The organism is Methylosinus sp. is20ea (genome assembly GCF_059718135.1).
Map to the genome: position 1 here is coordinate 27741 of NZ_AP046088.1, position 18564 is coordinate 46304.

General features: G+C 66.4%; 21 protein-coding genes. 9 read left to right on the top strand and 12 right to left on the bottom strand.

Features of this window, described 5'->3' with window-relative positions:
- Nucleotides 1–83: 83 nt before the first annotated feature.
- Nucleotides 84–695: a L,D-transpeptidase gene (locus AC6IY7_RS00150; RefSeq protein WP_497780954.1), complete on the top strand. Its 612-nt coding sequence runs from the start codon at nucleotides 84–86 to the stop codon at nucleotides 693–695.
- A gap of 56 nt (nucleotides 696–751) precedes the next feature.
- Here the strand turns inward: AC6IY7_RS00150 and AC6IY7_RS00155 are convergent, their stop codons facing one another.
- From AC6IY7_RS00155 to AC6IY7_RS00165, 3 genes are all read right to left on the bottom strand, one after another.
- Nucleotides 752–943, bottom strand: a complete 192-nt coding sequence (locus AC6IY7_RS00155) for a hypothetical protein (RefSeq protein WP_497780955.1) — start codon at nucleotides 941–943, stop codon at nucleotides 752–754.
- A gap of 8 nt (nucleotides 944–951) precedes the next feature.
- Nucleotides 952–2370 carry a glutamate synthase subunit beta gene (locus AC6IY7_RS00160; protein ID WP_497780956.1) on the bottom strand — a complete coding sequence of 473 codons (1419 nt, stop codon included), beginning with the start codon at nucleotides 2368–2370 and terminating at the stop codon, nucleotides 952–954.
- Between the two features lie 133 nt (nucleotides 2371–2503).
- The gene (locus tag AC6IY7_RS00165; RefSeq protein WP_497780957.1) at nucleotides 2504–3391 is read right to left on the bottom strand and encodes a branched-chain amino acid aminotransferase; all 888 of its coding nucleotides are present in this window, start codon (nucleotides 3389–3391) and stop codon (nucleotides 2504–2506) included.
- 481 nt (nucleotides 3392–3872) lie between these two features.
- Between AC6IY7_RS00165 and AC6IY7_RS00170 the strand changes: the two genes are divergently transcribed.
- The 3 genes from AC6IY7_RS00170 to AC6IY7_RS00180 are packed head-to-tail and all read left to right on the top strand — an operon-like array spanning nucleotide 3873 to nucleotide 6579.
- Entirely contained in the window at nucleotides 3873–4439 is a 567-nt protein-coding gene (locus AC6IY7_RS00170) for a MarR family winged helix-turn-helix transcriptional regulator (RefSeq protein WP_497780958.1), read from the top strand.
- Nucleotides 4436–5215 carry a response regulator gene (locus AC6IY7_RS00175; protein ID WP_497780959.1) on the top strand — a complete coding sequence of 260 codons (780 nt, stop codon included), beginning with the start codon at nucleotides 4436–4438 and terminating at the stop codon, nucleotides 5213–5215. Before AC6IY7_RS00170 ends, AC6IY7_RS00175 begins: the two co-directional genes overlap by 4 nt.
- Nucleotides 5212–6579 (top strand): ATP-binding protein, encoded by a 1368-nt coding sequence (locus AC6IY7_RS00180; protein ID WP_497780960.1) that lies wholly within the window; start codon nucleotides 5212–5214, stop codon nucleotides 6577–6579. The genes AC6IY7_RS00175 and AC6IY7_RS00180 overlap by 4 nt, the downstream gene beginning before the upstream one ends.
- A gap of 4 nt (nucleotides 6580–6583) precedes the next feature.
- On the opposite strand, the gene AC6IY7_RS00185 is transcribed toward AC6IY7_RS00180, so the two are convergent.
- On the bottom strand, nucleotides 6584–6796 hold the full coding sequence (locus AC6IY7_RS00185; protein WP_497780961.1) for a hypothetical protein: 213 nt from the start codon (nucleotides 6794–6796) through the stop codon (nucleotides 6584–6586).
- Nucleotides 6797–6853: 57 nt separating this feature from the next.
- Nucleotides 6854–7558, bottom strand: coding sequence for an alpha/beta hydrolase (locus AC6IY7_RS00190; RefSeq protein ID WP_497780962.1), 705 nt, complete (start codon nucleotides 7556–7558; stop codon nucleotides 6854–6856).
- A gap of 153 nt (nucleotides 7559–7711) precedes the next feature.
- Between AC6IY7_RS00190 and AC6IY7_RS00195 the strand changes: the two genes are divergently transcribed.
- The 3 genes from AC6IY7_RS00195 (at nucleotide 7712) to AC6IY7_RS00205 (ending at nucleotide 10962) form a co-directional block, all read left to right on the top strand.
- Nucleotides 7712–7903, top strand: a complete 192-nt coding sequence (locus AC6IY7_RS00195) for a hypothetical protein (RefSeq protein ID WP_497780963.1) — start codon at nucleotides 7712–7714, stop codon at nucleotides 7901–7903.
- 109 nt (nucleotides 7904–8012) lie between these two features.
- Entirely contained in the window at nucleotides 8013–8327 is a 315-nt protein-coding gene (locus tag AC6IY7_RS00200) for a hypothetical protein (RefSeq protein ID WP_497780964.1), read from the top strand.
- Between the two features lie 136 nt (nucleotides 8328–8463).
- Nucleotides 8464–10962 (top strand): esterase-like activity of phytase family protein, encoded by a 2499-nt coding sequence (locus tag AC6IY7_RS00205; protein ID WP_497780965.1) that lies wholly within the window; start codon nucleotides 8464–8466, stop codon nucleotides 10960–10962.
- A gap of 21 nt (nucleotides 10963–10983) precedes the next feature.
- Here the strand turns inward: AC6IY7_RS00205 and AC6IY7_RS00210 are convergent, their stop codons facing one another.
- The 4 genes from AC6IY7_RS00210 to AC6IY7_RS00225 all read right to left on the bottom strand — a co-directional run bounded on the left by AC6IY7_RS00210 (nucleotide 10984) and on the right by AC6IY7_RS00225 (nucleotide 14125).
- Nucleotides 10984–11790, bottom strand: coding sequence for a TetR/AcrR family transcriptional regulator (locus AC6IY7_RS00210; protein ID WP_497780966.1), 807 nt, complete (start codon nucleotides 11788–11790; stop codon nucleotides 10984–10986).
- Between the two features lie 82 nt (nucleotides 11791–11872).
- Nucleotides 11873–12712, bottom strand: a complete 840-nt coding sequence (proC, locus tag AC6IY7_RS00215) for a pyrroline-5-carboxylate reductase (protein ID WP_497780967.1) — start codon at nucleotides 12710–12712, stop codon at nucleotides 11873–11875.
- 5 nt (nucleotides 12713–12717) lie between these two features.
- A complete protein-coding gene (locus tag AC6IY7_RS00220; protein WP_497780968.1) occupies nucleotides 12718–13221 on the bottom strand; it encodes a type III secretion system chaperone family protein in 504 nt (167 codons plus the stop codon).
- A 367-nt stretch (nucleotides 13222–13588) separates the two neighbouring features.
- Nucleotides 13589–14125, bottom strand: coding sequence for a L,D-transpeptidase (locus AC6IY7_RS00225; protein ID WP_497780969.1), 537 nt, complete (start codon nucleotides 14123–14125; stop codon nucleotides 13589–13591).
- A gap of 240 nt (nucleotides 14126–14365) precedes the next feature.
- Here AC6IY7_RS00225 and AC6IY7_RS00230 point away from each other — a divergent pair, with 240 nt between their 5' ends.
- Nucleotides 14366–15253: a methyltransferase domain-containing protein gene (locus AC6IY7_RS00230; RefSeq protein WP_497780970.1), complete on the top strand. Its 888-nt coding sequence runs from the start codon at nucleotides 14366–14368 to the stop codon at nucleotides 15251–15253.
- Between the two features lie 7 nt (nucleotides 15254–15260).
- On the opposite strand, the gene AC6IY7_RS00235 is transcribed toward AC6IY7_RS00230, so the two are convergent.
- Both AC6IY7_RS00235 and AC6IY7_RS00240 read right to left on the bottom strand, forming a co-directional pair.
- Nucleotides 15261–15632, bottom strand: coding sequence for a protease inhibitor I42 family protein (locus AC6IY7_RS00235; protein WP_497780971.1), 372 nt, complete (start codon nucleotides 15630–15632; stop codon nucleotides 15261–15263).
- Between the two features lie 2 nt (nucleotides 15633–15634).
- A complete protein-coding gene (locus tag AC6IY7_RS00240; protein ID WP_497780972.1) occupies nucleotides 15635–16951 on the bottom strand; it encodes a glycosyltransferase in 1317 nt (438 codons plus the stop codon).
- Between the two features lie 10 nt (nucleotides 16952–16961).
- Here AC6IY7_RS00240 and rlmN point away from each other — a divergent pair, with 10 nt between their 5' ends.
- Nucleotides 16962–18200, top strand: coding sequence for a dual-specificity RNA methyltransferase RlmN (rlmN, locus tag AC6IY7_RS00245; RefSeq protein WP_497780973.1), 1239 nt, complete (start codon nucleotides 16962–16964; stop codon nucleotides 18198–18200).
- Between the two features lie 44 nt (nucleotides 18201–18244).
- Here the strand turns inward: rlmN and AC6IY7_RS00250 are convergent, their stop codons facing one another.
- On the bottom strand, nucleotides 18245–18499 hold the full coding sequence (locus tag AC6IY7_RS00250; RefSeq protein ID WP_497780974.1) for a hypothetical protein: 255 nt from the start codon (nucleotides 18497–18499) through the stop codon (nucleotides 18245–18247).
- Nucleotides 18500–18564: the final 65 nt, after the last annotated feature.

Genomic DNA, 18564 nt, shown 5'->3' on the forward strand with positions numbered 1-18564 from the left:
CGCGCTCGCGAGGGAACAGGCGCGCCTGCGAAACATTTTTCTCCCGCTCGAAGGGCCCGAGGGCCTCGAAGGGAGTATCTGTCATGTCGTTTCGTCGTTCTTCTCTTTCCATCGCGCTCGCGCTGGCGTCCGGCTGCGCCGCGCCCGCCGCGCAGGCTTTCGAAAATCCGTTCGCTTTCCTGTTCAGCGGACGCTCAGTGGCGAGCCCTGCGTCCTATTCCGACGGCCAGCTCTCCGGCGAATATTCGTCGACGCGCTCCGTCGTCGCCGACCCGACCCGTCAGCGGGCGGGAACGATCACCGTCGACACGCAAAATCGCTTTCTCTATCTCTCCATGAACGATGGCCAGGCGATCCGCTATGGCGTCGGCGTCGGCCGGCCGGGCTTCACCTGGCGCGGCCAGACGCATATCGGCCGCAAGGAGGCGTGGCCGGCCTGGACGCCGCCCTCGGCCATGCTCCACCGCCGTCCGGATCTGCCGCGGCATATGACGGGCGGCGCCAATAATCCGCTCGGCGCGCGCGCCATGTATCTCTATTCGGGAGGCCGCGACACCATGTTCCGCATCCATGGCTCCAACGAGCCTTGGACGATCGGCCATGGCGTCTCTTCCGGCTGCATCCGCATGCTGAACGGCGACGTCAGCGATCTCTACAATCGCGTGAAGGTCGGCACGCAGGTTCACGTTCTCTGACGACAAACGCCGGCGCTCGTCTCGCGACGGTCGCCGGCGTCACTTTTCTCGTCGCGTCAGCCGACGCAATTGGCGTTGGTCAGACCGGAGATGATGACCTGAGCGACGACCCAGACGCCGATCAAAATCCAGGCGATGCGCGTTTTCTTCTGCCCATAGAGATAGGCGCCGCCGATCGGCATGGCGAGCAGCACATAGGGCAGAGCCGAATTTCCGATATTGTCGCAGAACCACAAAGCCGTGGGCATGTTACTCCTCACCTCGGTAGATTTGTTTCGCCCATCAGGAAGACGTCCACCGAGGCGGCGCATTGCCGGCCCTCGCGGATCGCCCATACGACGAGCGATTGTCCGCGCCGCATGTCTCCGCACGCGAAGACGTTCTCGCGTGACGATCGATAGGATTTGACGTCGGCGGCCACATTGCCGCGCGGGTCCAGCGTGACTGCCAGCTTCTCCAGCAGCCCCTCGCGCACCGGCGAGACGAAGCCCATGGCCAGTAGCACGAGATCGGCCTTCAGCGTGAACTCGCTGCCCGGAACGGCCTGCATCTTGCCGTCGACGCGCTCGCAGCGCAGGCCCGTGACGGCCCCATCGGCCCCCAGAAACTCCCGCGTCATCACCGCGAAATCGCGCGTCGAGCCCTCGTCATGCGAGGAGGAGGTGCGCAGCTTCAGCGGCCAGTCCGGCCAGGTGACGAGCTTGGCCTCTTTCTCCGGCGGACGCGGCATGATCTCGAGCTGCGTCACCGAAAGCGCGCCCTGGCGCACCGAGGTGCCGATGCAGTCCGACCCCGTGTCGCCGCCGCCGATGACGACGACATGCTTGCCGGAGGCGAGGATCGGCTCATTGGTGACGAGCGGCTCGCCGGAGACGCGGCGGTTCTGCTGCGGCAGGAAATCCATGGCGAAATGCACGCCGCGCAGATCGCGCCCCGCAATGGCGAGATCGCGCGGCTGCTCGGCGCCGCCGGAGAGGATCACGGCGTCATGCTCGGCCACGAGCCGGTCCGCCGCGAGATCGACGCCGACATGGACGTTGTAATGGAAGGCGACTCCTTCGGCCTCCATTTGCGCGACGCGACGGTCGATGAGATGCTTCTCCATCTTGAAGTCGGGAATGCCATAGCGCAGCAGTCCGCCGGCCTTGGCGAATTTCTCATAGACATGCACGTCATGGCCGACGCGCGCAAGCTGCTGCGCGGCGGCGAGCCCGGCCGGGCCGGCGCCGACGACGGCGATGCGCTTGCCGGTCTTGGACTTGGGCGGCTCGGGCAGAACCCAGCCCGCCTCGAAGCCGCGGTCGACGATCGCGCATTCGATCGTCTTGATCGTGACCGGCTGGTCGACGAGGTTGAGCGTGCAGGAGGCCTCGCAGGGCGCGGGGCAGACGCGGCCGGTGAATTCCGGGAAGTTGTTGGTCGAGTGGAGATTGGCCAGCGCGCGGCGCCAGTCGCCGTGATAGACGAGGTCGTTCCAGTCGGGGATCTGATTATTGACCGGACAGCCATTGTGGCAGAACGGAATGCCGCAATCCATGCAGCGCGCCGCCTGATTGCGCGTCGCCTCCTCGGAGAGGGCGATGACGAATTCGTCATAATGGCGGATACGGTCGGCGGCCGGCTTATATTTGCGGTCCTGCCGGTCGATTTCCAGAAACCCCGTGACCTTTCCCATGCCTCGCCAACCCCTCGGCCCTTCGCCTCATTCGCGCCTTCGAGGGATTTTTTACCACGAAGACAGGAAGGACACGACGCAAATCGTCTCTGCAAATCGTCTCGGATGTCGCTCTCTCGGCGCGCGGCCGAGCTCAGGCGGCGGCCGCCTTCGGATTTACTTCGCGCGTGTAATCCTCGATCAGCGTGCGCGAGATGGCGCCGGGCGTGAAGCGATAGGGCCCCGCCTCGGCGACCGGCGTGACCTCCGCGCCCGTGCCGCAGATGAAGCATTCGCTGAAGCTCGGCAGCTCGTCCGGCATGATGCGGCGCTCGACGACCTCCATCCCGCGACGGCGGGCGAGATCGATGACCGTGCGGCGCGTGATGCCGTCCAGAAAACAATCGGCGAGAGGCGTGTGCAGCACGCCGTCCTTCACGAAGAAAATATTGGCGCCGGTGCATTCGGCGACGCGGCCCAGCCAATCCAGCATCAGAGCGTCGGCGTAGCCGCGGCGCTCGGCGCGATGCTTGGAGATGGTGCAGATCATATACAGGCCGGCCGCCTTGGCCAGCGAGGGGGCCGTCTGCGGATCGGGCCGGCGATAATCGGCGATGTCGAGGCGAATGCCCTTCATCTTAGCGCCGACGTCGAACATGCTCGGCCAGTCCCACACCGCGATGGCGACATTGATCGTCGAATTCTGCGCGGCGACGGCCATCATCTCACTGCCGCGCCAGGCCACCGGCCGCACATAGCAGCTGTCGAAGCCATTGGCCTTCACCACCGCGGCCTTGGCCGCGTCGAGCTCGGCGACGCTATAAGGAATCTCGAAGTCGAGGATCTGCGCGGAACGCTTGAAGCGCTCCGAATGCTCCGTCGATTTGAAGATCACGCCGCCATAGGCGCGCTCGCCCTCGAACACGCTGGAGCCGTAGTGCAGCCCGTGCGAGAGAACATGGAGCTTGGCGTCGCGCCACGGTATGAGCGCGCCATTGTACCAGATGTAGCCGTCGCGCTGGTCGAAGGGCAAAACAGACATCCGACGCTCCGATGAGGTCAAGGGCGAAAAAAGGGGCCGTCCCGAACGGCGGCCGGTCTCGAGCCGGCCTTCTCCAAACCACTAGCCATCGGTCAGAAATATGTCAATATAGCTGACGTATAAGTTCAGGGCTCCGAATTCGGGTCGACGAGCAGACATGTTTGCAGCGTCATGGCCGCGCTTGTCGCGGCCATCCACGCCGCGACGTCTCGGAAGGCTGAGAAAATGAGCGGAATGGGGCAGCCTCTTCTCCCCGCGTATCGCGATGTCCTGGCGTGGATGCCCGCGACGAGCGCGGGCATGACGCATCTGCAAAGGAGTTGTTAACCTGGATTCGGAGCCCTGCGCATAAGTTCAGGACGATCGCCCGACGCCGGAAGAGGCGTTTCGCCCTCCCCTTCAGGGGGAGGTGGTAACGCCTGATATTGCTCGCCCTGTCCGACGGCTTTTTCGCTTCCACCGACATATAGCGGTTCCCGACGTGAAGACATCCATCGAACGCAAGCTGCTGCGCCCCGCCTCGACGCAGGCGCTCGTCGGACGCGAGCCCGCGCCCGAGAGCGAACCCATGTTCGATCTCATCGAACTGTTCTTCTTCGCCTATCGCGATTTCGTCGGCGACGCCGACCGGCTGCTCGAGAATTATGAGTTCGGCCGCGCCCATCACCGCGTGCTGCATTTCGTCTATCGCCGCCCCGGCCTCGCCATCGCCGCTCTGCTCGATATTCTGAAAATCACCAAGCAGAGCCTCAACCGCGTGCTCAAGCAATTGCTCGACGCCGGCTTCGTCGAGGCGCGCGAGGGCGCGACCGACCGCCGCCAGCGCCTCCTCTTCCCCACGGCCAAGGGCGCGCGTCTCGCCCAGGAGCTCGCCGTGCTGCAATCGGAGCGCTTCCGCCGCGTCTTCGGCGAGCTGCCGCCGCAGGCGCGCGAGGCGACCGCCGATTTTCTGCTCGCCATGGTCAACGCCCCCGACCGCGAGAAAGTGCGCGCGCATCTGCCGCCGCGCCGGCGGAGGCGGCAGCTCACCGAAGACGACGCCGCATGAGCGCGCCGGCGCCGCAGACCGCGGCCGAGCCAGGACCGCATATTCTCGTCGTCGACGACGACAGGCGCATTCGCTCGCTGCTGTCGCGCTATCTCGCCGCCGAGGGCTATCTGGTCAGCGCCGCCGCCGACGCCGTCCAGGCCCGCGCCCGCCTCGCCGATATGACCTTCGATCTCATCGTCCTCGATGTGATGATGCCCGGCGAGAGCGGCCCCGAATTCGCGCGCAAATTGCGCAGCGAGGCGGAGCCGCTGCGCTCCTCCCCCATCCTCATGCTGACGGCGCGCGGCGAGACGGCCGATCGCGTGGCCGGGCTCGAGGCGGGCGTCGACGATTATCTCGCCAAGCCTTTCGAGCCGCGCGAGCTCTCGCTGCGCATCGCCAGCATTTTGCGTCGCGCCGGCCGCGCGGCCCGCCCTGCCCACGCCGCGGCGAGCGTGCGTTTCGGCGCTTTCGGCTTCGATCTCGAAAAGGGCCGATTGCGCGCGCATGATCGAATCATCCATCTGACGACTCGCGAAGAGGAGATTTTGCGGGTGCTGGCGATGAATGCGGGCGAAATCGTATCACGGCAGAGGTTGGCGCAGCGCCTCGTCGATGGCAAAGTCGAGACCGTCGGCGAGCGCAGCGTCGATGTCGAGGTGGCGCGGCTGCGCCGCAAGATCGAGGGCGACGCGGGCGGCCCGCGCCATCTGCAGACGATCCGCGGCCGCGGATACAGGCTGTGGGCGGACGCCGTCGTCAGCCCGGATGAGGAATACGGAAAAGCGCAATGACCCTAGCCCTCCCCGCCGCGCTCGACGCCCCGCGCCAGCTCTGGCGGCGCTTCGCCGGCTGGCTGCATGCGCGCATGCCCAAGGGGCTCTACGCCCGCTCGCTGCTGATCGTCATTCTGCCGATCGTGCTGTTGCAATCGGCTGTCGCCTATTTTTTCATGGAGCGGCATTGGCAGGCGGTGACCTCACGCCTCTCCGCCGCCGTGGCGCGCGACGTGGCGGCGCTGATCGATTTCTACGACGCCTTTCCGCAAGGAGAGCATCGCGAGATCCTCCAGCGCATCGCCGGCGAGGATTTGAGCATAGATGTCCATTTCCTGCCCAAGGAGCCGCTGCCGCCGCCGGCCGCCAAGCCCTTCTTCTCGCTGCTCGACCACACTCTGTCGCGGGAATTGTCGCTGCGCCTGCAGCGACCCTTCTGGATCGACACGGTCGGGCGCTCCAATATCGTCGAAATCCGAGTCGCGCTCGACGATTCGGTGATGCGCCTGCTCGCCCATCGCACCCAGGCCTATGCGTCCAATTCGGAAATCTTCTTCATCTGGACGGTGATCGCCTCGCTGGTCATCATCGCCATCGCCACCTCCTTCCTGCGCAATCAGATCCGCCCGATCCTGCGCCTCGCCCGCGCGGCGGAGGAGTTCGGCAAAGGCCGCGAGGTCGCCTTCAGCCCACGCGGCGCGCGCGAGGTGCGGCAGGCGGGCGCGGCATTTTTGGAGATGAAGCGCCGCGTCGAGCGCGCCATGGAGCAGCGCACCACCATGCTCAACGGCGTGTCGCATGATCTGCGCACCATCATCACGCGCTTCAAGCTGTCGCTCGCACTGATCGGCGAGACGACGGAGACGACCGAGCTGAAGAAGGACGTCGACGAGATGGAGCGCATGGTCGAGGCCTATCTCGCCTTCGCCCGCGGCGATGGCGGCGAGGCGACGGCCGACACCGACGTCGCCGCCCTTCTCGACGAGCTGAAGAGCGATTCCGAGCGTCACGGCCTCGGCGCACAGGCGAGCTTCGCCGGCCGGAGACTGGTGGCCGTGCGCCCGGCCGCCTTCCGCCGCTGCCTCGCCAATCTCGTCGGCAACGCCCAGCGCTATGCGAAAAATATCGCGCTCAGCGGCCTCAATGACGGCAAGACGCTCACCATTCACATCGACGACGATGGCCCCGGCATTCCGCCCGAGCGCCGGGAGGACGCCTTCCGGCCCTTCTATCGCCTCGATGAATCGCGCAATCAGGACGAGAGCCATTCCGGGCTCGGCCTCGCCATAGCGCGCGACATCATGCGCTCGCATGGCGGCGAGGTGACGCTCGAGGGCTCGCCGCTCGGCGGCTTGCGCGCGACCGTCACTTTGCCGGTGTGACCGCTCAGCCCTCCGCCGGACAGGGGATTTCCTTCGTCACGCCTTCGATAAAGGCCTTCATGCCGCAATTGGCGCGCAAGGGGCCGAGCTTGTTATTGCCCTCCCAGGTCAAAAAGGTGACGATCCCGCGCGGATTGATAGCGATCACCTTGTATCGCTCCGGGCTGCGCGTCGCATAGCATTTGCCTTCTTTTATGTCCTCGGCGGTCAGGGCCATGATCTGATCTCCTTTCGCATTTAGCCTGCCCTCGTCCCGCAAGAGCTGTGCCACACGTCAATGCGCCGCGTGATCGTGGTCATGGTCGTGATCGTGATCGTCGTGATCGTGATGATCCTCCGCCGCCGCGCCCTTCTTGTGGACGACATGCTCGGTGAGGAAATCGCCGGCGGCGATCACCCCATCGTCGTCCATCGCATGGGCGAGCCCCTTGCGCGTCATCGACCAGACGCGGGCGCCCTGCGCGGTGAGAGCGGCCTTGGTCTCGCGCGCCGCGGCGAGCGGCGCGGTCTCGTCGGCGTCGCCGTGGATCAGCAGGACGGGCGGCGCGCCATCGGCGCCGATGGGCGGCGAAGCGCCATAGGGGCCGCCCGAAAAGGCGACGATCGCCGCCGCGGGCCCGGGCCGCGCGAGGCCGGCGAGCAGCGCCAGAGTCGCGCCCTGCGAGAAGCCGACCAGCGCCAGATGCGAGGGCGGCAGGCGGCGTTTGGCGAGCGCCTCGTCGAGGAACTGGCCGAGCGCCGCGAGCCCTTTGGCGAGCCCCTCGGCGTCCTCCGCATCGAACCAGCGCCGCACGCCATCGGCGCCGACGGGCGCGACGGCGGCGAGAAATTCGGCCTTGGGCATTGTCGGCGCCCAATTGAGCGCATCGTCGACCATGGATTGGACATCCGCGCCCTCACCATGCAGCAGCACGACGAGAAAGGCGGGTTTTCCGCAGGAGAGAGCGGCCAGCGCCGGCCCTTCGACAATATCGGTCATGGGTTGCTCCTTCGGGCGCCGGCGCCTCGCCGGCGGCGGCACGGTTCAATAAGCGTGCCGAGGCTCTGGCGCCCAATCTGCTTCGCGTAGGTCGCGCCGGGGACGGACCGGCGCACCGTGAGAACCAACGCAAAGCAACAGGAGGAGGACCGCGTGGCGGACTACAAAGTGACGGTCGAGGAGCAGCCCGACGGAAAATGGGCCTGTTTCCTGCACGTGCCGGGTGAGGAGCCGTATAATCTCGGCAAGACGTTCAAGAACGAGGATCGCGCGGACGCCTGGCTGACCGTCGGCGAGGCGACGACGGCGATCGATATGGCGGTGGCCAAGCTCACCAAGAAGTGAGCGAGCGGTAAGGGCCGCGACGCGCGCCTGTCGGATATCCGACAGGCGTTCCCGGCCCTTCGTCCATTTTATCCCGCGCCGGAGCCGCGCGCAGCAAGGAGCGAAAACAATGGCGGTTGATTTGAAGGGCGAGTGGACCGACGCCGATATAGCGAAGCTCATCGGTTCGGTCGTCGACGATCGCGACTGGCGCCTCGAGGTCGGCGCGGACGGCGTCGCCTCGCTCGTCGACAAGACGGCTCATCCGACCGACGACGCCTATGACAACCAGCTCCACTGCTTCCTCGAGACCTGGATGCAGGGAACGGATTTCGTCGGCCCTTCGGCCGCGGGCGACAAGGAGCTCGTCGGCAAGGTCGCCAAGGCGCTGCGCGAGAATTATCCGACCCTCAAGGGACCGAAATTCGTCTACGTCTCCCTGTGATCGCTTCGTGGCCTTTGTGGTACGAAGGCCACGACGCCACTATGTTTCTGTTCCGTTAACAAATGTGACCCGGTTGTCACCGAATCGTTAACAGGCGGCCATACACCTCCGGCCGAGCTATAAGCCGGAGAGTGAAATGCCTTTTCGTAACTGGTTGCTAGCGTCCATCTCGACGCTGGCCCTTCACGGCGTCGCACTGGCGCAGACCTATCGCACGCCCAATGTCGTCGCCAATGACGGCCCCTCCTCCATCAGTCTCGGAGGCGTGACCTTCACCAATCAAGGCCTCACTGGAACTGGACGTCTTCCGGCGACGACGATCGACTTCCTCGGCGACACGCTCGGCTCGTTCTCGAGCCTCGCCATCGATCCCTATTCCTGGCGCCGCGTCGGCTCGAGCTTCTCCGCGACCATGTTCGCTTTGCCCGACCGCGGATTGAACGATCCCGCCAATGGCGTCTTCTACGATTATGCGGGGCGGCTCCTGCGCTTCGACATCGCCTTCTCGCCTTATGCGGGCGCGAATCTCCCCGCTTCGACCGCCTCACAGAATCAGGTGCAGATCGCGCCGAACGGCGGCGTGCTGCTGCGCGACAATCAAGGCAAGACATTCACGGGCGCCGACCCCGGCTCCTCGACGACCACTCTGTTCGGCCGCCTCGCGCCGAGCCCGGCCACGGGAGCGACCGGCGCCGGCAAAATCTCGCTCGACGCCGAGGGGCTGGCCTTCAAGACCGATCGCTCCTTCTACATCAGCGACGAATATGGCCCGTCGATCTTCTATTTCGACGCCAATGGCAATCTGGTCGGCTCGGTCGGCATTCCCTCGTCGCTGCTGCCGCGAACCAATGGCGCGATCAATTTCAACTCGGTCAACGCGCCGGCCACGGGACGCCGCAACAATCAAGGCCTCGAGGCGGTGTCGGTGAGCCCGGACGGCAATCGGCTCTTCGCGATATTGCAGAGCGCGCCGATGCAAGATCTGATCGACGCCCAGCAGCAGACGCGCAACAACACGCGAATCCTCGTCTACGACATCTCGCTCAATCCGACGCCGGCGGCGCCGATCGAGACCTATGTGCTGCAGTTGCCGACCTACACGCTGAACGGCAATGGCGGCGCCGCCAACCGCACCGCGGCGCAGAGCGAGATGGTGGCGCTCAACGACAAGCAGTTCCTCGTGCTGGCGCGCGACGGAACCGGCCAGGGCCCGGCGGGCGGCAATCCGATCATGGTCAAATCCATCTATCTCGTCGACATCGGCAATGCGACCAATATCGCCGGCACGCCCGCCGATACGACGGCGGGCGGCCAGGTGGCGCCCAATGGCGTGCTGAATCCGGCGATCACCCCGGCGCAGTCTGTCGAGCTCGTGAACATGCTCAACACGACTCAGCTCGCCCGCTTCGGCCTCAATCTCGACAATGGCGCGCCCGGCCAGTCGGCGCAGTCGCGGCTCACTCTGTCAGAGAAATGGGAGGGCATGGCGCTCGTCCCGACGCTCGTCGAGGGCCGGCCGAACGACTTTTATCTCTTCGTCTCCAACGACAATGATTTCACCACGACCAATGGCGTGATGCAGGGCCAGAGCTACAACTCCGGCCAGAACAACGACAATATGGTCCTCGTCTATCGGCTCACTCTGCCGACCGCCGTCGATCCGCTGTTCCTCAAATCCATGCGCGATACGACGCCGCAGGTGCTCGGACGCATCGACGCCGGCGCTCTCGGCCTCGCCTCGAGCGCCGGCGCGCCGGTCGTCGCGCAGCTGCATTCGATCCGCCGCGCGCAGAGCGGCGTCTTCGCGGCGCAGGGCCTCTCGACCTGGCTCGGCGGCAACGTCGATTTCGGCCAGACCGCCACGCGGCCCGGGGTCGACGGCGACCGCACGCTCTATGGCGGCTCCTTCGGCGTCGACTATGGCTGGAAGGAAATTCGCGCGGGCGTCGCGGCGACGGTGCGCGCCGGCCAATATGGCGGCGGCGCGCTCGGCTATTTCGACATTTCGCCGACCGTCTCGCCGAGCCTCTACGCCGGCTATTTCGGCGATCTCTTCTATCTCCATGGAACGGCGACCTTCTCGCCGGACGTCGGCTTCTCCGACATACGCCGCCTCGGCGCCTATGGGCTCACCGGCGTCGGCCGCACCAGCGTCGACTCCTTTGCGTTTGGCGGCGAGATCGGCGCCAAGCTGAAGCTGGACGCCTTCCAATTCACGCCCTTCTTCGGCGTGACGCAGACGACCGCGACGATCCGCGGCTATACGGAGAGCGGCGCGGCCGGCGGCAATGTCGTCTATCCGGAGCACGCCATTCATGCGACGACGCTGCGCTATGGCGGCGAGGTCTCGGCCTCTTTCCTCGGGGTCAACCCTTGGGTGCGGGTCGCCTATAATCAGACGCTCGACCGCGATCCCAAGCGCGTCAACGTCAGCCTGGCCGGCGTGCTGAGCCCTATGGCGACGCAGCCGATCCTCATTCCGACCTATGATCGCAATTCGGTCACGGTCGGCGTCGGCGCGCAGGGCGATCTCGCGCCGAATATCGGCTGGCGCATCGGCTATGACGCCGATGTCGCGACACGCGACGGCGCCGTCGCCCATTCGGTGACGACGGCCCTGCGCATCGGCTTTTGACGAGAGGCGCCGCCGCCGCCGTCAGGCGGTGGCGTCGTCCGGATGGCGGCGATGCTCCTCGGCGTGATGGTGCTCCTCGGCGTGATGATGACGCCGGCGGGCCTCCTCGTGATCCTCTTCGAAATCCTCGTCGCGGTCGCGCGCATGATGGCGGTGGCGACGATGTCCGGTCATGCCGCGGAACACCGCCCGCGCCAGACCGCGCAGCGGCGAGGTCAAACGGCTCACATCCTCGATACGCTCGATCACCGCTTCGCTGCGCGAGAGCTCGCGATCGAGCGCCGCCTTGGTGCGGCAGAGGTCGGCGTCGCGATCGTCGAACCAGACGCCGAGCACGCGCCACCAGGCGATGGCGAGGCCCTGCAGCTTCAAGGCGCCGAGCGCGCCTTCGCTGTCTATCTCGGCGGCCTCCAGCATGAAGCGCATTGAATTGACCGTCTCGCGATTGAGCGCGGCCGCCGCGAGCGGATCGGTCGACGCCCATTGCGATACCGATTCCAGCGCGTTGCGATAGGGCTCCAGAGCCTCGAGCCGGCGCAGCAGCACCTCATAGAGCCGCTCCTTGGCGGGCTCGGAAGCATAGCGGCCGGAGAGATCCTCCAGCACCTGCCGGTCGATCCGGCGCGAGAAGGCCGCGAGAACCGCGCCCTTGGACGGAAAACTGTCGCGGAAATCCGCGAGCGTGACATCGGCGTCATGGGCGATGTCGGAAATGGCTATGTCCTCGAAGGCGCGGCGCGCCGCCAGCCGCATCAAGGATTCGACGATCCGGTCGCGGATCGAGCCGCTCCCATTGCCGGTCTCACTGGTTTTGCCGCTCGTCGCCATCGCCGCCTCCTCAGATCCTCGAAGCCAGCCGCTTCCACGCTAATTTAGGGCGTTTTGGCCGGATCGGAAGGAGTTCCGTCCCTCATCCGGACAATTCCCCGGCCCTGCGCTTCGCCGCCGCGACGGCGCGCTCCAGAAGCGGCCCGAGCCCGTCGCTCGCCATCAGAACCTCCAGCGCCGCGGCCGTCGTGCCGCCGGGCGAGGTCACGTTCTGACGGAGCGTCGCGGGCGTCGCATCGGCGCTCTGGCGCAATAATTCGCCGGCGCCGGCGACGGTCGCGCGGGCGAGCCGCGCCGCGGTCGCCTCCGGCAGGCCGGCGTCGACGCCGGCCTTGGTCAGGCATTCGACGAAATAGAAGACATAGGCCGGCCCCGAGCCGGACACCGCCGTCACCGCATCGACCAGCGCCTCGCTCTCGACCCAGACCACCTCGCCCACGGCGGCGAGCAGAGCCTCGGCCAGCAGGTGATTCTCCGCATCGACGGCGGGCGCGGCGAAGGCGCCGGTGATTCCCCGACCGATGGCGGCCGGCGTATTGGGCATGGCGCGCACGAAAAAACGCGTCTGCGGCAGCCGCGCCGAAAGATCGGCGATGCGCTTGCCCGCGAGAATGGAGACGATGAGCGTGTCGGCGCCCGCTTCGCCCGCGATCGTCGGCGCGACCTGGTCCAGCGCCTGCGGCTTCACCGCGAGAACGAGCGCTCGAGCAGCCGCGCGACTCTCGGGCGCGCGATTCTCGGGGTTTAGGCGAAAGCCGCGTTCTTCGGCGAGCGAGACGAGCGCCGGCGAGGGTTGCGGCTCGACGATGGTCACGCCCTCGCCCGCAAGGCCCTGCGCCGCCCAGCCTTCCAGCAGAGCGAAGCCCATTTTTCCGGCCCCGACCAGAGTGATCGAGCGGGGCAGCGCGGCCGCTGCGGCCATTTGGATCACGCTTCTCCCTTTGTCTCGAAGGTCGCGGTCTCGAGCGCCTCCTTGGCGCCCTTGCCGGCCCAGAGGACGAATTGGAAAGCCTGATAATAGCGCTCGCACGTCTCGAGCGCATGGTCCAGCAGAGCCGCGCATTGCGGGCCGGAGGGCTGGGCGCCCCCGGTCAGCAGCAGGCCCTGGCGGTGCATGACGACGCCCTCGGTCGGCCACAGATCGAAATGCCCGACCCAGAGCTGCTCGTTGATCGTGCGGATCAGCGCCTGCGCCTCGGTGCGGCGGCGCTCCGGCACGCGCAGATCGAAGGCGCAGCTCACATGGAGAGTCTCGAGCTCCCCGAGCCAAGTGAAGGCGACATGATAGTCGGTCCAGCTGCCGGCGACAGAAATGGAGATCTCGTCTTCGTCGTCGCGATCGAAGCTCCAGTCGTTGGTGGCCGCCAATTGCTCCACAATGTCGACAGGATGCCGGGGACGGTCGAAGTCTTTGTCAGATGCGATCAGCATGAGCGAAACCTAATGTGAGGGTCGGCCAGACAAGGGCGACGGACGCTTCTCTGTTCAGAGACGCATACGCTGACTGCGAGCCTCGCGCTCCCCTTGTTCGGAAACCGCCCGACGAAACGAATCGTCCTGCTCGTTCACTATACTCGAAACGATTGAAATGCCGCCGACTCGACTCTTCGTGGGACGCGAACCTCATGTGTGTTCGAGGATTGCCCGCACAGTGGTGGATTCGTTTCGGCCGGTCTACAGGCGGCGAGACGACGTCCACAAGCTGAAGCATTCGCGCGACGAAAAACCATGGGACAAGTCTCCGCCGCGCGGCTTGCGCGAAGCTGCGCGACGGCTCGAGACCAGCTCCGCTTTCGTTTCAAGGAGTCATGACCACCGGCGTGCCGACGCCGACGCGCTCATAGAGATCGACGACATCCTCGTTCAGCATGCGGATGCAGCCATAGGAGGCCGCCGTGCCGACCGACGCGCGCATCTTATTGGTGGTGCCGTGGATCGCCACCTGATTGCGATCGAGCGTCAAAGCGCGGACGCCCATCGGATTATGCGGCGAGCCGCCATGGATCAGATTGGGCAGCTCCGGATGGTCGTGCTTGACGACAGCCGGCGGCGCCCAATCGGGGTTCACATATTTTCCGTCGATATGGGCGTAGCCGGACCATTCCTTGCCGGCCTTGGGGACGGCGACCGGATAGCGAATGGCCGTGCCGTCGCCGTTGACGAGGAACAGGCTGCGCTGGCGGGCGCTGATGACCACTGTGCCCGCCTGCACCGGGGCGCTGTAGGAGACGACATTATGCGCCGCATCGGCCGCCCCGGGCAGGACGGCCAGGCCGCCGGCGAGCGCCGCCGCGGCTGTGAAACTCGAAATACGCTGACGAAACGAAATACTCATGGCTCACACCTTCTCCGAATGGCCGGCGTCGCATTCGAACATGTCGCGCATTCTAGCTTCGGCCACATTCCGCGCCAGCCATCCCATGGTCGCGGTTACGGTTTAACACTAAGATTTGCTTACCTGTCTCACTAAAGCGCGACAGAAGCGGAGAAATCCCCGCCTTAATTCCGCCGTTCCGCGCGCCGGTTGCGCGCGGCGGGCGTTCGGGGCATGACGAGGCACGGAGAGAAACGAGGCATGGAGAAAAACGCTTTCGCGCCGGCGATCTTCGACCGCCGCCTGTTGCGCGGCCGGATGGCGCGAGCCGCGGCGCGTGGCGCGCCGGATTTTCTGATCGCGCGCGCCGCAGACGATCTCGCGGATCGGCTGGCGGGCATCAGACGCCCCTTCCCCCGCTCGCTCGATCTCTGCACGCCTTCGGCCCATTTCGCCGAGATCGTCGTGGCGAGCGGACGGCCGGCGCCGCTGCGGGCCGGGCGCTTCTATGAGCCGGGCGTCGATCTCGTGGCCGAGGAGGAGGCGCTGCCCTTCGCGACGGCCGCTTTCGATCTCATCGTCTCTGGATTTGCGCTGCAATGGGTCGACGATCTGCCCGGCGCGCTCGCCCAGGCGCGGCGGATGCTGGCGCCGGACGGGCTCTTTCTCGCCTGTTTCCCCGGCGGCGCGAGCCTCATGGAGCTGCGCGTCGCCTTCGCCCAGGCCGAGGATGAAATTTGCGGCGGCGCGAGCCCGCGCGTCTCCCCTTTTGTCGATCTGCGCGATCTCGGCGGGCTGCTGCAGCGGGCGGGCTTCGCCCTGCCGGTGACTGACGTCGATTCCTTCATGTTGCGCTATGACTCCATGTTCTCGCTCTGCGCGGAGCTGCGGGCGATGGGCGCGGCCAATGTGCTGACGCAGCGCTCCCGCAAGCCGCTGCGGCGCGCGGTTCTGCTGCGCGCGGCGGAAATCTACGCGAGTCGCTTTTCCGACGCCGACGGGCGCGTGCGCGCGACGATGGAGCTGGTCTGGCTGTCCGGCTGGGCGCCGCATGAGAGCCAGCAGAAGCCGCTCGCGCCCGGCTCGGCGCAAATGCGGCTCGCCGATGCGCTGAAGCCGCGGGAGATCGACGGCTCGGACGCGTCGTGATCGGCCGCTACCGCACCCGAACCTCGACGGCCCAGCGCTGGACCGGCCGCTTCTCCCAGGGACGTTCTTCGACGAAGACCAGGCGGGCTCGGCCGGCGGCGACCGCCTCGACGCGGAAACGGCGCCGGCCCGGCGCGCCGACCAGCGGCCGATCGGACCCGCCGCCCGAGGGCGCGAAACCGCCCTCCCCGACCCGGACAATGGCGGGATTCTCGCTCGCCTCGCGGTCGAAACGCCAGACATAGCCGGTCGAGGGGTTCTCGACGAATTCGATCGTCCGCGTCTCGCCCTCGGCGAGCGACAAGCGCCCCTCCCCGGCCCGAACCGCCGATAATTCGAGCAAAATCATCGCCATCGCGGCAAGAATCGACTTCGTCATCCTTAAGCCTCGACCGCAATTGCCGCGCATCCGATGCGCTCGGCGATCTTCGCGGCTGCCGCCGCCGCGCCATCCTCGCGGCCTATGCGCTCGGCCGCCTCACGAGCGTCGCCTGCATAGCGCTCGTCGGCGAGCAGCGCGCCAAGCGCCTCGGTGAGGCGCTCGGTCGAGCAGCGCTCATAGGGCAGCAACCGCCCGACGCCGAGACGCGCCACACGCGCGGCATTGTCGTCCTGATCGCCGAAGACAGGGACGACGAGCTGCGGCCGGCCCGCGCGCAACGCCTGCCCGCAAGTTCCCGAGCCGCCGTGATGCACGATGGCGGCGGCGCTCGGGAAGATCAGCGAATGGCGGACATGGCCGGCGACGAAAAGCTGCGGCGGCAGGCCCTGCGCCAGCGCCTCCCGCTCCTCCTCGGCGACCAGCAGCACGGCGCGGCGGCGCAGGCGCAACGCCGCTTCTCCGGCGGCGTGGTAGAATTCCGAGCGGGCGTGGACGACGAAGCTGCCGAGCGTCACCACGATCGGCGGCTCGCCCGCCGCGAGAAACTCCGCGAGCGCCTCCGGCAAGCTCTCGGCCGTATCGGTGAAGCGGTCGTGGAACGTATGGCCGGCGACGAAGAGATCGGCCGGATGATCGGGCTGCGGCGGCGCCAGTAGCGGGCTGAGCAGGCCGAGCGTCGCCCGCGCATAAGGGCCGCCGGTCAAGAGCGCGCGCCCGCGACGATGCGGCAGGCCGAGCGCGCGCCGCAGCCGCGCGATCGGCCGCCCCTGAAAGGCCAGAAAATGCGTCAGCGCGACACCGAGCGCCTTGTTATAGGCGAGCGCCATGCGCGAGCGCGGCCGCGCGAGAAAGCGCGAGCGCGCGCCGAGCGGCGGATCATAGGCGGAGAGCAGAAAGAGCGGCGACACCACGCCGTCGAAGAGCGGAACGCCGAGCCGCTCCGCCGCGAGCTTGGCCGAGAAGCAGATGCTATGCGCGACGATCGCCGCCGCGCCCTCGCTGGCCGCGGCGACATCCTCATAGCTCTCGCGCAGATAAGGGAAGATCAGCTCGCGGAACATGAAGCCGTCCTCGCGCGCGACGCGATCGGCGAGCCCGCCGATATCCATGCCGAGCCGCGCGGCCAGCTCGTCGATATCCGGCCGCATGGCGGCGAAACCGAGCCCCTCGCTCTCGATCCACTCCCGATAAAAGGCGCTGGCGACGATCACCGGGCGAAAGCCGAGGCGCTTCAGCGCATGAGCGAGCGCCACATAAGGATTGAGGTCGCCGAGCGAGCCGAAGGTCGCTATGACGATTTTCCGCCCATCCGTCATTCGCGTTCGAATGCCTCCTCGCCGGCCGTGGAACCCGCCGCGGCGCATGTTATACTGCTTTCCTCGTGAGAAAGAGGACTTGATGACCGCAGCTTCCGCTTCCGATCCAAGGCCGTCGCTCGCCGGCGCCACGCGCGCCGAGCTGGCCGATGCGCTGCGCGCCATAGACACGCCGGAGCGCGACATCAGAATGCGGGTCTCGCAGCTCTGGCATTGGATCTATTTCCGCGGCGCGCGCGAATTTTCCGAGATGCTCAACATCTCGAAAGTCGTGCGCGCAAAGCTCGCCGAGCGCTTCACCTTGCGGCTGCCGGAGATCGCAGCCGAGCAGGTCTCCACCGATGGCACGCGCAAATGGCTGCTGCGGCTCGACCCCGTCGACGCGAACGACAAGGGCGCGGAGATCGAATGCGTCTATATTCCCGAGAGCGATCGCGGGACCTTGTGCGTCTCCAGCCAGGTGGGCTGCACGCTCAATTGCAGCTTCTGCCATACGGGCACGCAAAAGCTCGTGCGCAATCTGACGACGCGCGAGATCGTCGCGCAGCTTCTCGTCGCGCGCACGCGGCTCGGCGATTTTCCGGGCCTCGAGCCGCCCACAGACGGGCTGGTGCCATCCGGGCCCGATGTGCGCGCCGTGTCCAATATCGTCTTCATGGGCATGGGCGAGCCGCTCTATAATCTCGAGCAGGTGGAAAACGCGATCGAGATCATCTCCGACGGCGATGGGCTGTCGCTGTCGAAGCGGCGCATCACCGTCTCGACCTCCGGCGTCGTGCCGCAGATCGAGAAGCTCGGCGCCGAATGCGGACCGATGCTGGCGATCTCGCTGCATGCGGTGCGCGACGCGCTGCGCGACGAGCTGGTGCCGATCAACAAGAAATATCCGATCCGCGCGCTGCTCGACGCCTGCCGCGATTATCCCGGCGCCTCCAATGCGCGGCGCATCACTTTCGAATATGTGATGCTGAAGGGCGTCAACGACAGCCCGGCGGAAGCGCGCGAATTGGTGCGGCTGCTCAAGGGCATACCGGCCAAGATCAATCTGATCCCCTTCAACCCTTGGCCGGGCGCGCCTTATGAATGCTCTGATTGGGAGACGATCGAGCGTTTCTCCGACATCGTCTTCAACGCCGGCTATGCGAGCCCGGTGCGCACGCCGCGCGGCCGTGACATTCTCGCGGCCTGCGGACAGTTGAAGAGCGAGACCGAGAAATTGCGCGCACGGGCGCGGCTCGCGGTGGAGTGATGCGAGCCTGAAGGCGCGCTTCGTCCGCCTCCGATGAACCGCTGTCAGCCGAGCAGCCGGCGCAGCGCCTCTTCCCGCGCCGCGCTCTTGTCGGCCGGGCCGCCCTTGGCGGCGAGCTTGTCGAGCGCGGCGATGATCTTCGTCAGTCGATCCTGCATGAGATTGACGTCGCTCGCCAGCTCGTTGAAGCGATTCTCCAATATGATGAGATGCCGGCCGAGCGCCCGCGTGTTCGGCGAGCCGTCGGGACAGGTCTGAACGCCCTGCGTCTGCATGTCGTATTGCTGGAAGCTTTTCATCGAACTCTCCGAATTGTCGTCGCGCCCCGAGCGGAATAGTCACGTCTCTATCGGGCAGAGGATGG

Bases quoted from the DNA above. Each gene is read 5' to 3' on its own strand.
- AC6IY7_RS00150 (WP_497780954.1), top strand. From the start codon at position 84: ATGTCGTTTCGTCGTTCTTCTCTTTCCATCGCGCTCGCGCTGGCGTCC.
- AC6IY7_RS00155 (WP_497780955.1), bottom strand. From the start codon at position 943: ATGCCCACGGCTTTGTGGTTCTGCGACAATATCGGAAATTCGGCTCTG.
- AC6IY7_RS00160 (WP_497780956.1), bottom strand. From the start codon at position 2,370: ATGGGAAAGGTCACGGGGTTTCTGGAAATCGACCGGCAGGACCGCAAA.
- AC6IY7_RS00165 (WP_497780957.1), bottom strand. From the start codon at position 3,391: ATGTCTGTTTTGCCCTTCGACCAGCGCGACGGCTACATCTGGTACAAT.
- AC6IY7_RS00175 (WP_497780959.1), top strand. From the start codon at position 4,436: ATGAGCGCGCCGGCGCCGCAGACCGCGGCCGAGCCAGGACCGCATATT.
- AC6IY7_RS00180 (WP_497780960.1), top strand. From the start codon at position 5,212: ATGACCCTAGCCCTCCCCGCCGCGCTCGACGCCCCGCGCCAGCTCTGG.
- AC6IY7_RS00185 (WP_497780961.1), bottom strand. From the start codon at position 6,796: ATGGCCCTGACCGCCGAGGACATAAAAGAAGGCAAATGCTATGCGACG.
- AC6IY7_RS00190 (WP_497780962.1), bottom strand. From the start codon at position 7,558: ATGACCGATATTGTCGAAGGGCCGGCGCTGGCCGCTCTCTCCTGCGGA.
- AC6IY7_RS00200 (WP_497780964.1), top strand. From the start codon at position 8,013: ATGGCGGTTGATTTGAAGGGCGAGTGGACCGACGCCGATATAGCGAAG.
- AC6IY7_RS00205 (WP_497780965.1), top strand. From the start codon at position 8,464: ATGCCTTTTCGTAACTGGTTGCTAGCGTCCATCTCGACGCTGGCCCTT.
- AC6IY7_RS00210 (WP_497780966.1), bottom strand. From the start codon at position 11,790: ATGGCGACGAGCGGCAAAACCAGTGAGACCGGCAATGGGAGCGGCTCG.
- proC (WP_497780967.1), bottom strand. From the start codon at position 12,712: ATGGCCGCAGCGGCCGCGCTGCCCCGCTCGATCACTCTGGTCGGGGCC.
- AC6IY7_RS00220 (WP_497780968.1), bottom strand. From the start codon at position 13,221: ATGCTGATCGCATCTGACAAAGACTTCGACCGTCCCCGGCATCCTGTC.
- AC6IY7_RS00225 (WP_497780969.1), bottom strand. From the start codon at position 14,125: ATGAGTATTTCGTTTCGTCAGCGTATTTCGAGTTTCACAGCCGCGGCG.
- AC6IY7_RS00230 (WP_497780970.1), top strand. From the start codon at position 14,366: ATGGAGAAAAACGCTTTCGCGCCGGCGATCTTCGACCGCCGCCTGTTG.
- AC6IY7_RS00235 (WP_497780971.1), bottom strand. From the start codon at position 15,632: ATGACGAAGTCGATTCTTGCCGCGATGGCGATGATTTTGCTCGAATTA.
- AC6IY7_RS00240 (WP_497780972.1), bottom strand. From the start codon at position 16,951: ATGACGGATGGGCGGAAAATCGTCATAGCGACCTTCGGCTCGCTCGGC.
- rlmN (WP_497780973.1), top strand. From the start codon at position 16,962: ATGCCTCCTCGCCGGCCGTGGAACCCGCCGCGGCGCATGTTATACTGC.
- AC6IY7_RS00250 (WP_497780974.1), bottom strand. From the start codon at position 18,499: ATGAAAAGCTTCCAGCAATACGACATGCAGACGCAGGGCGTTCAGACC.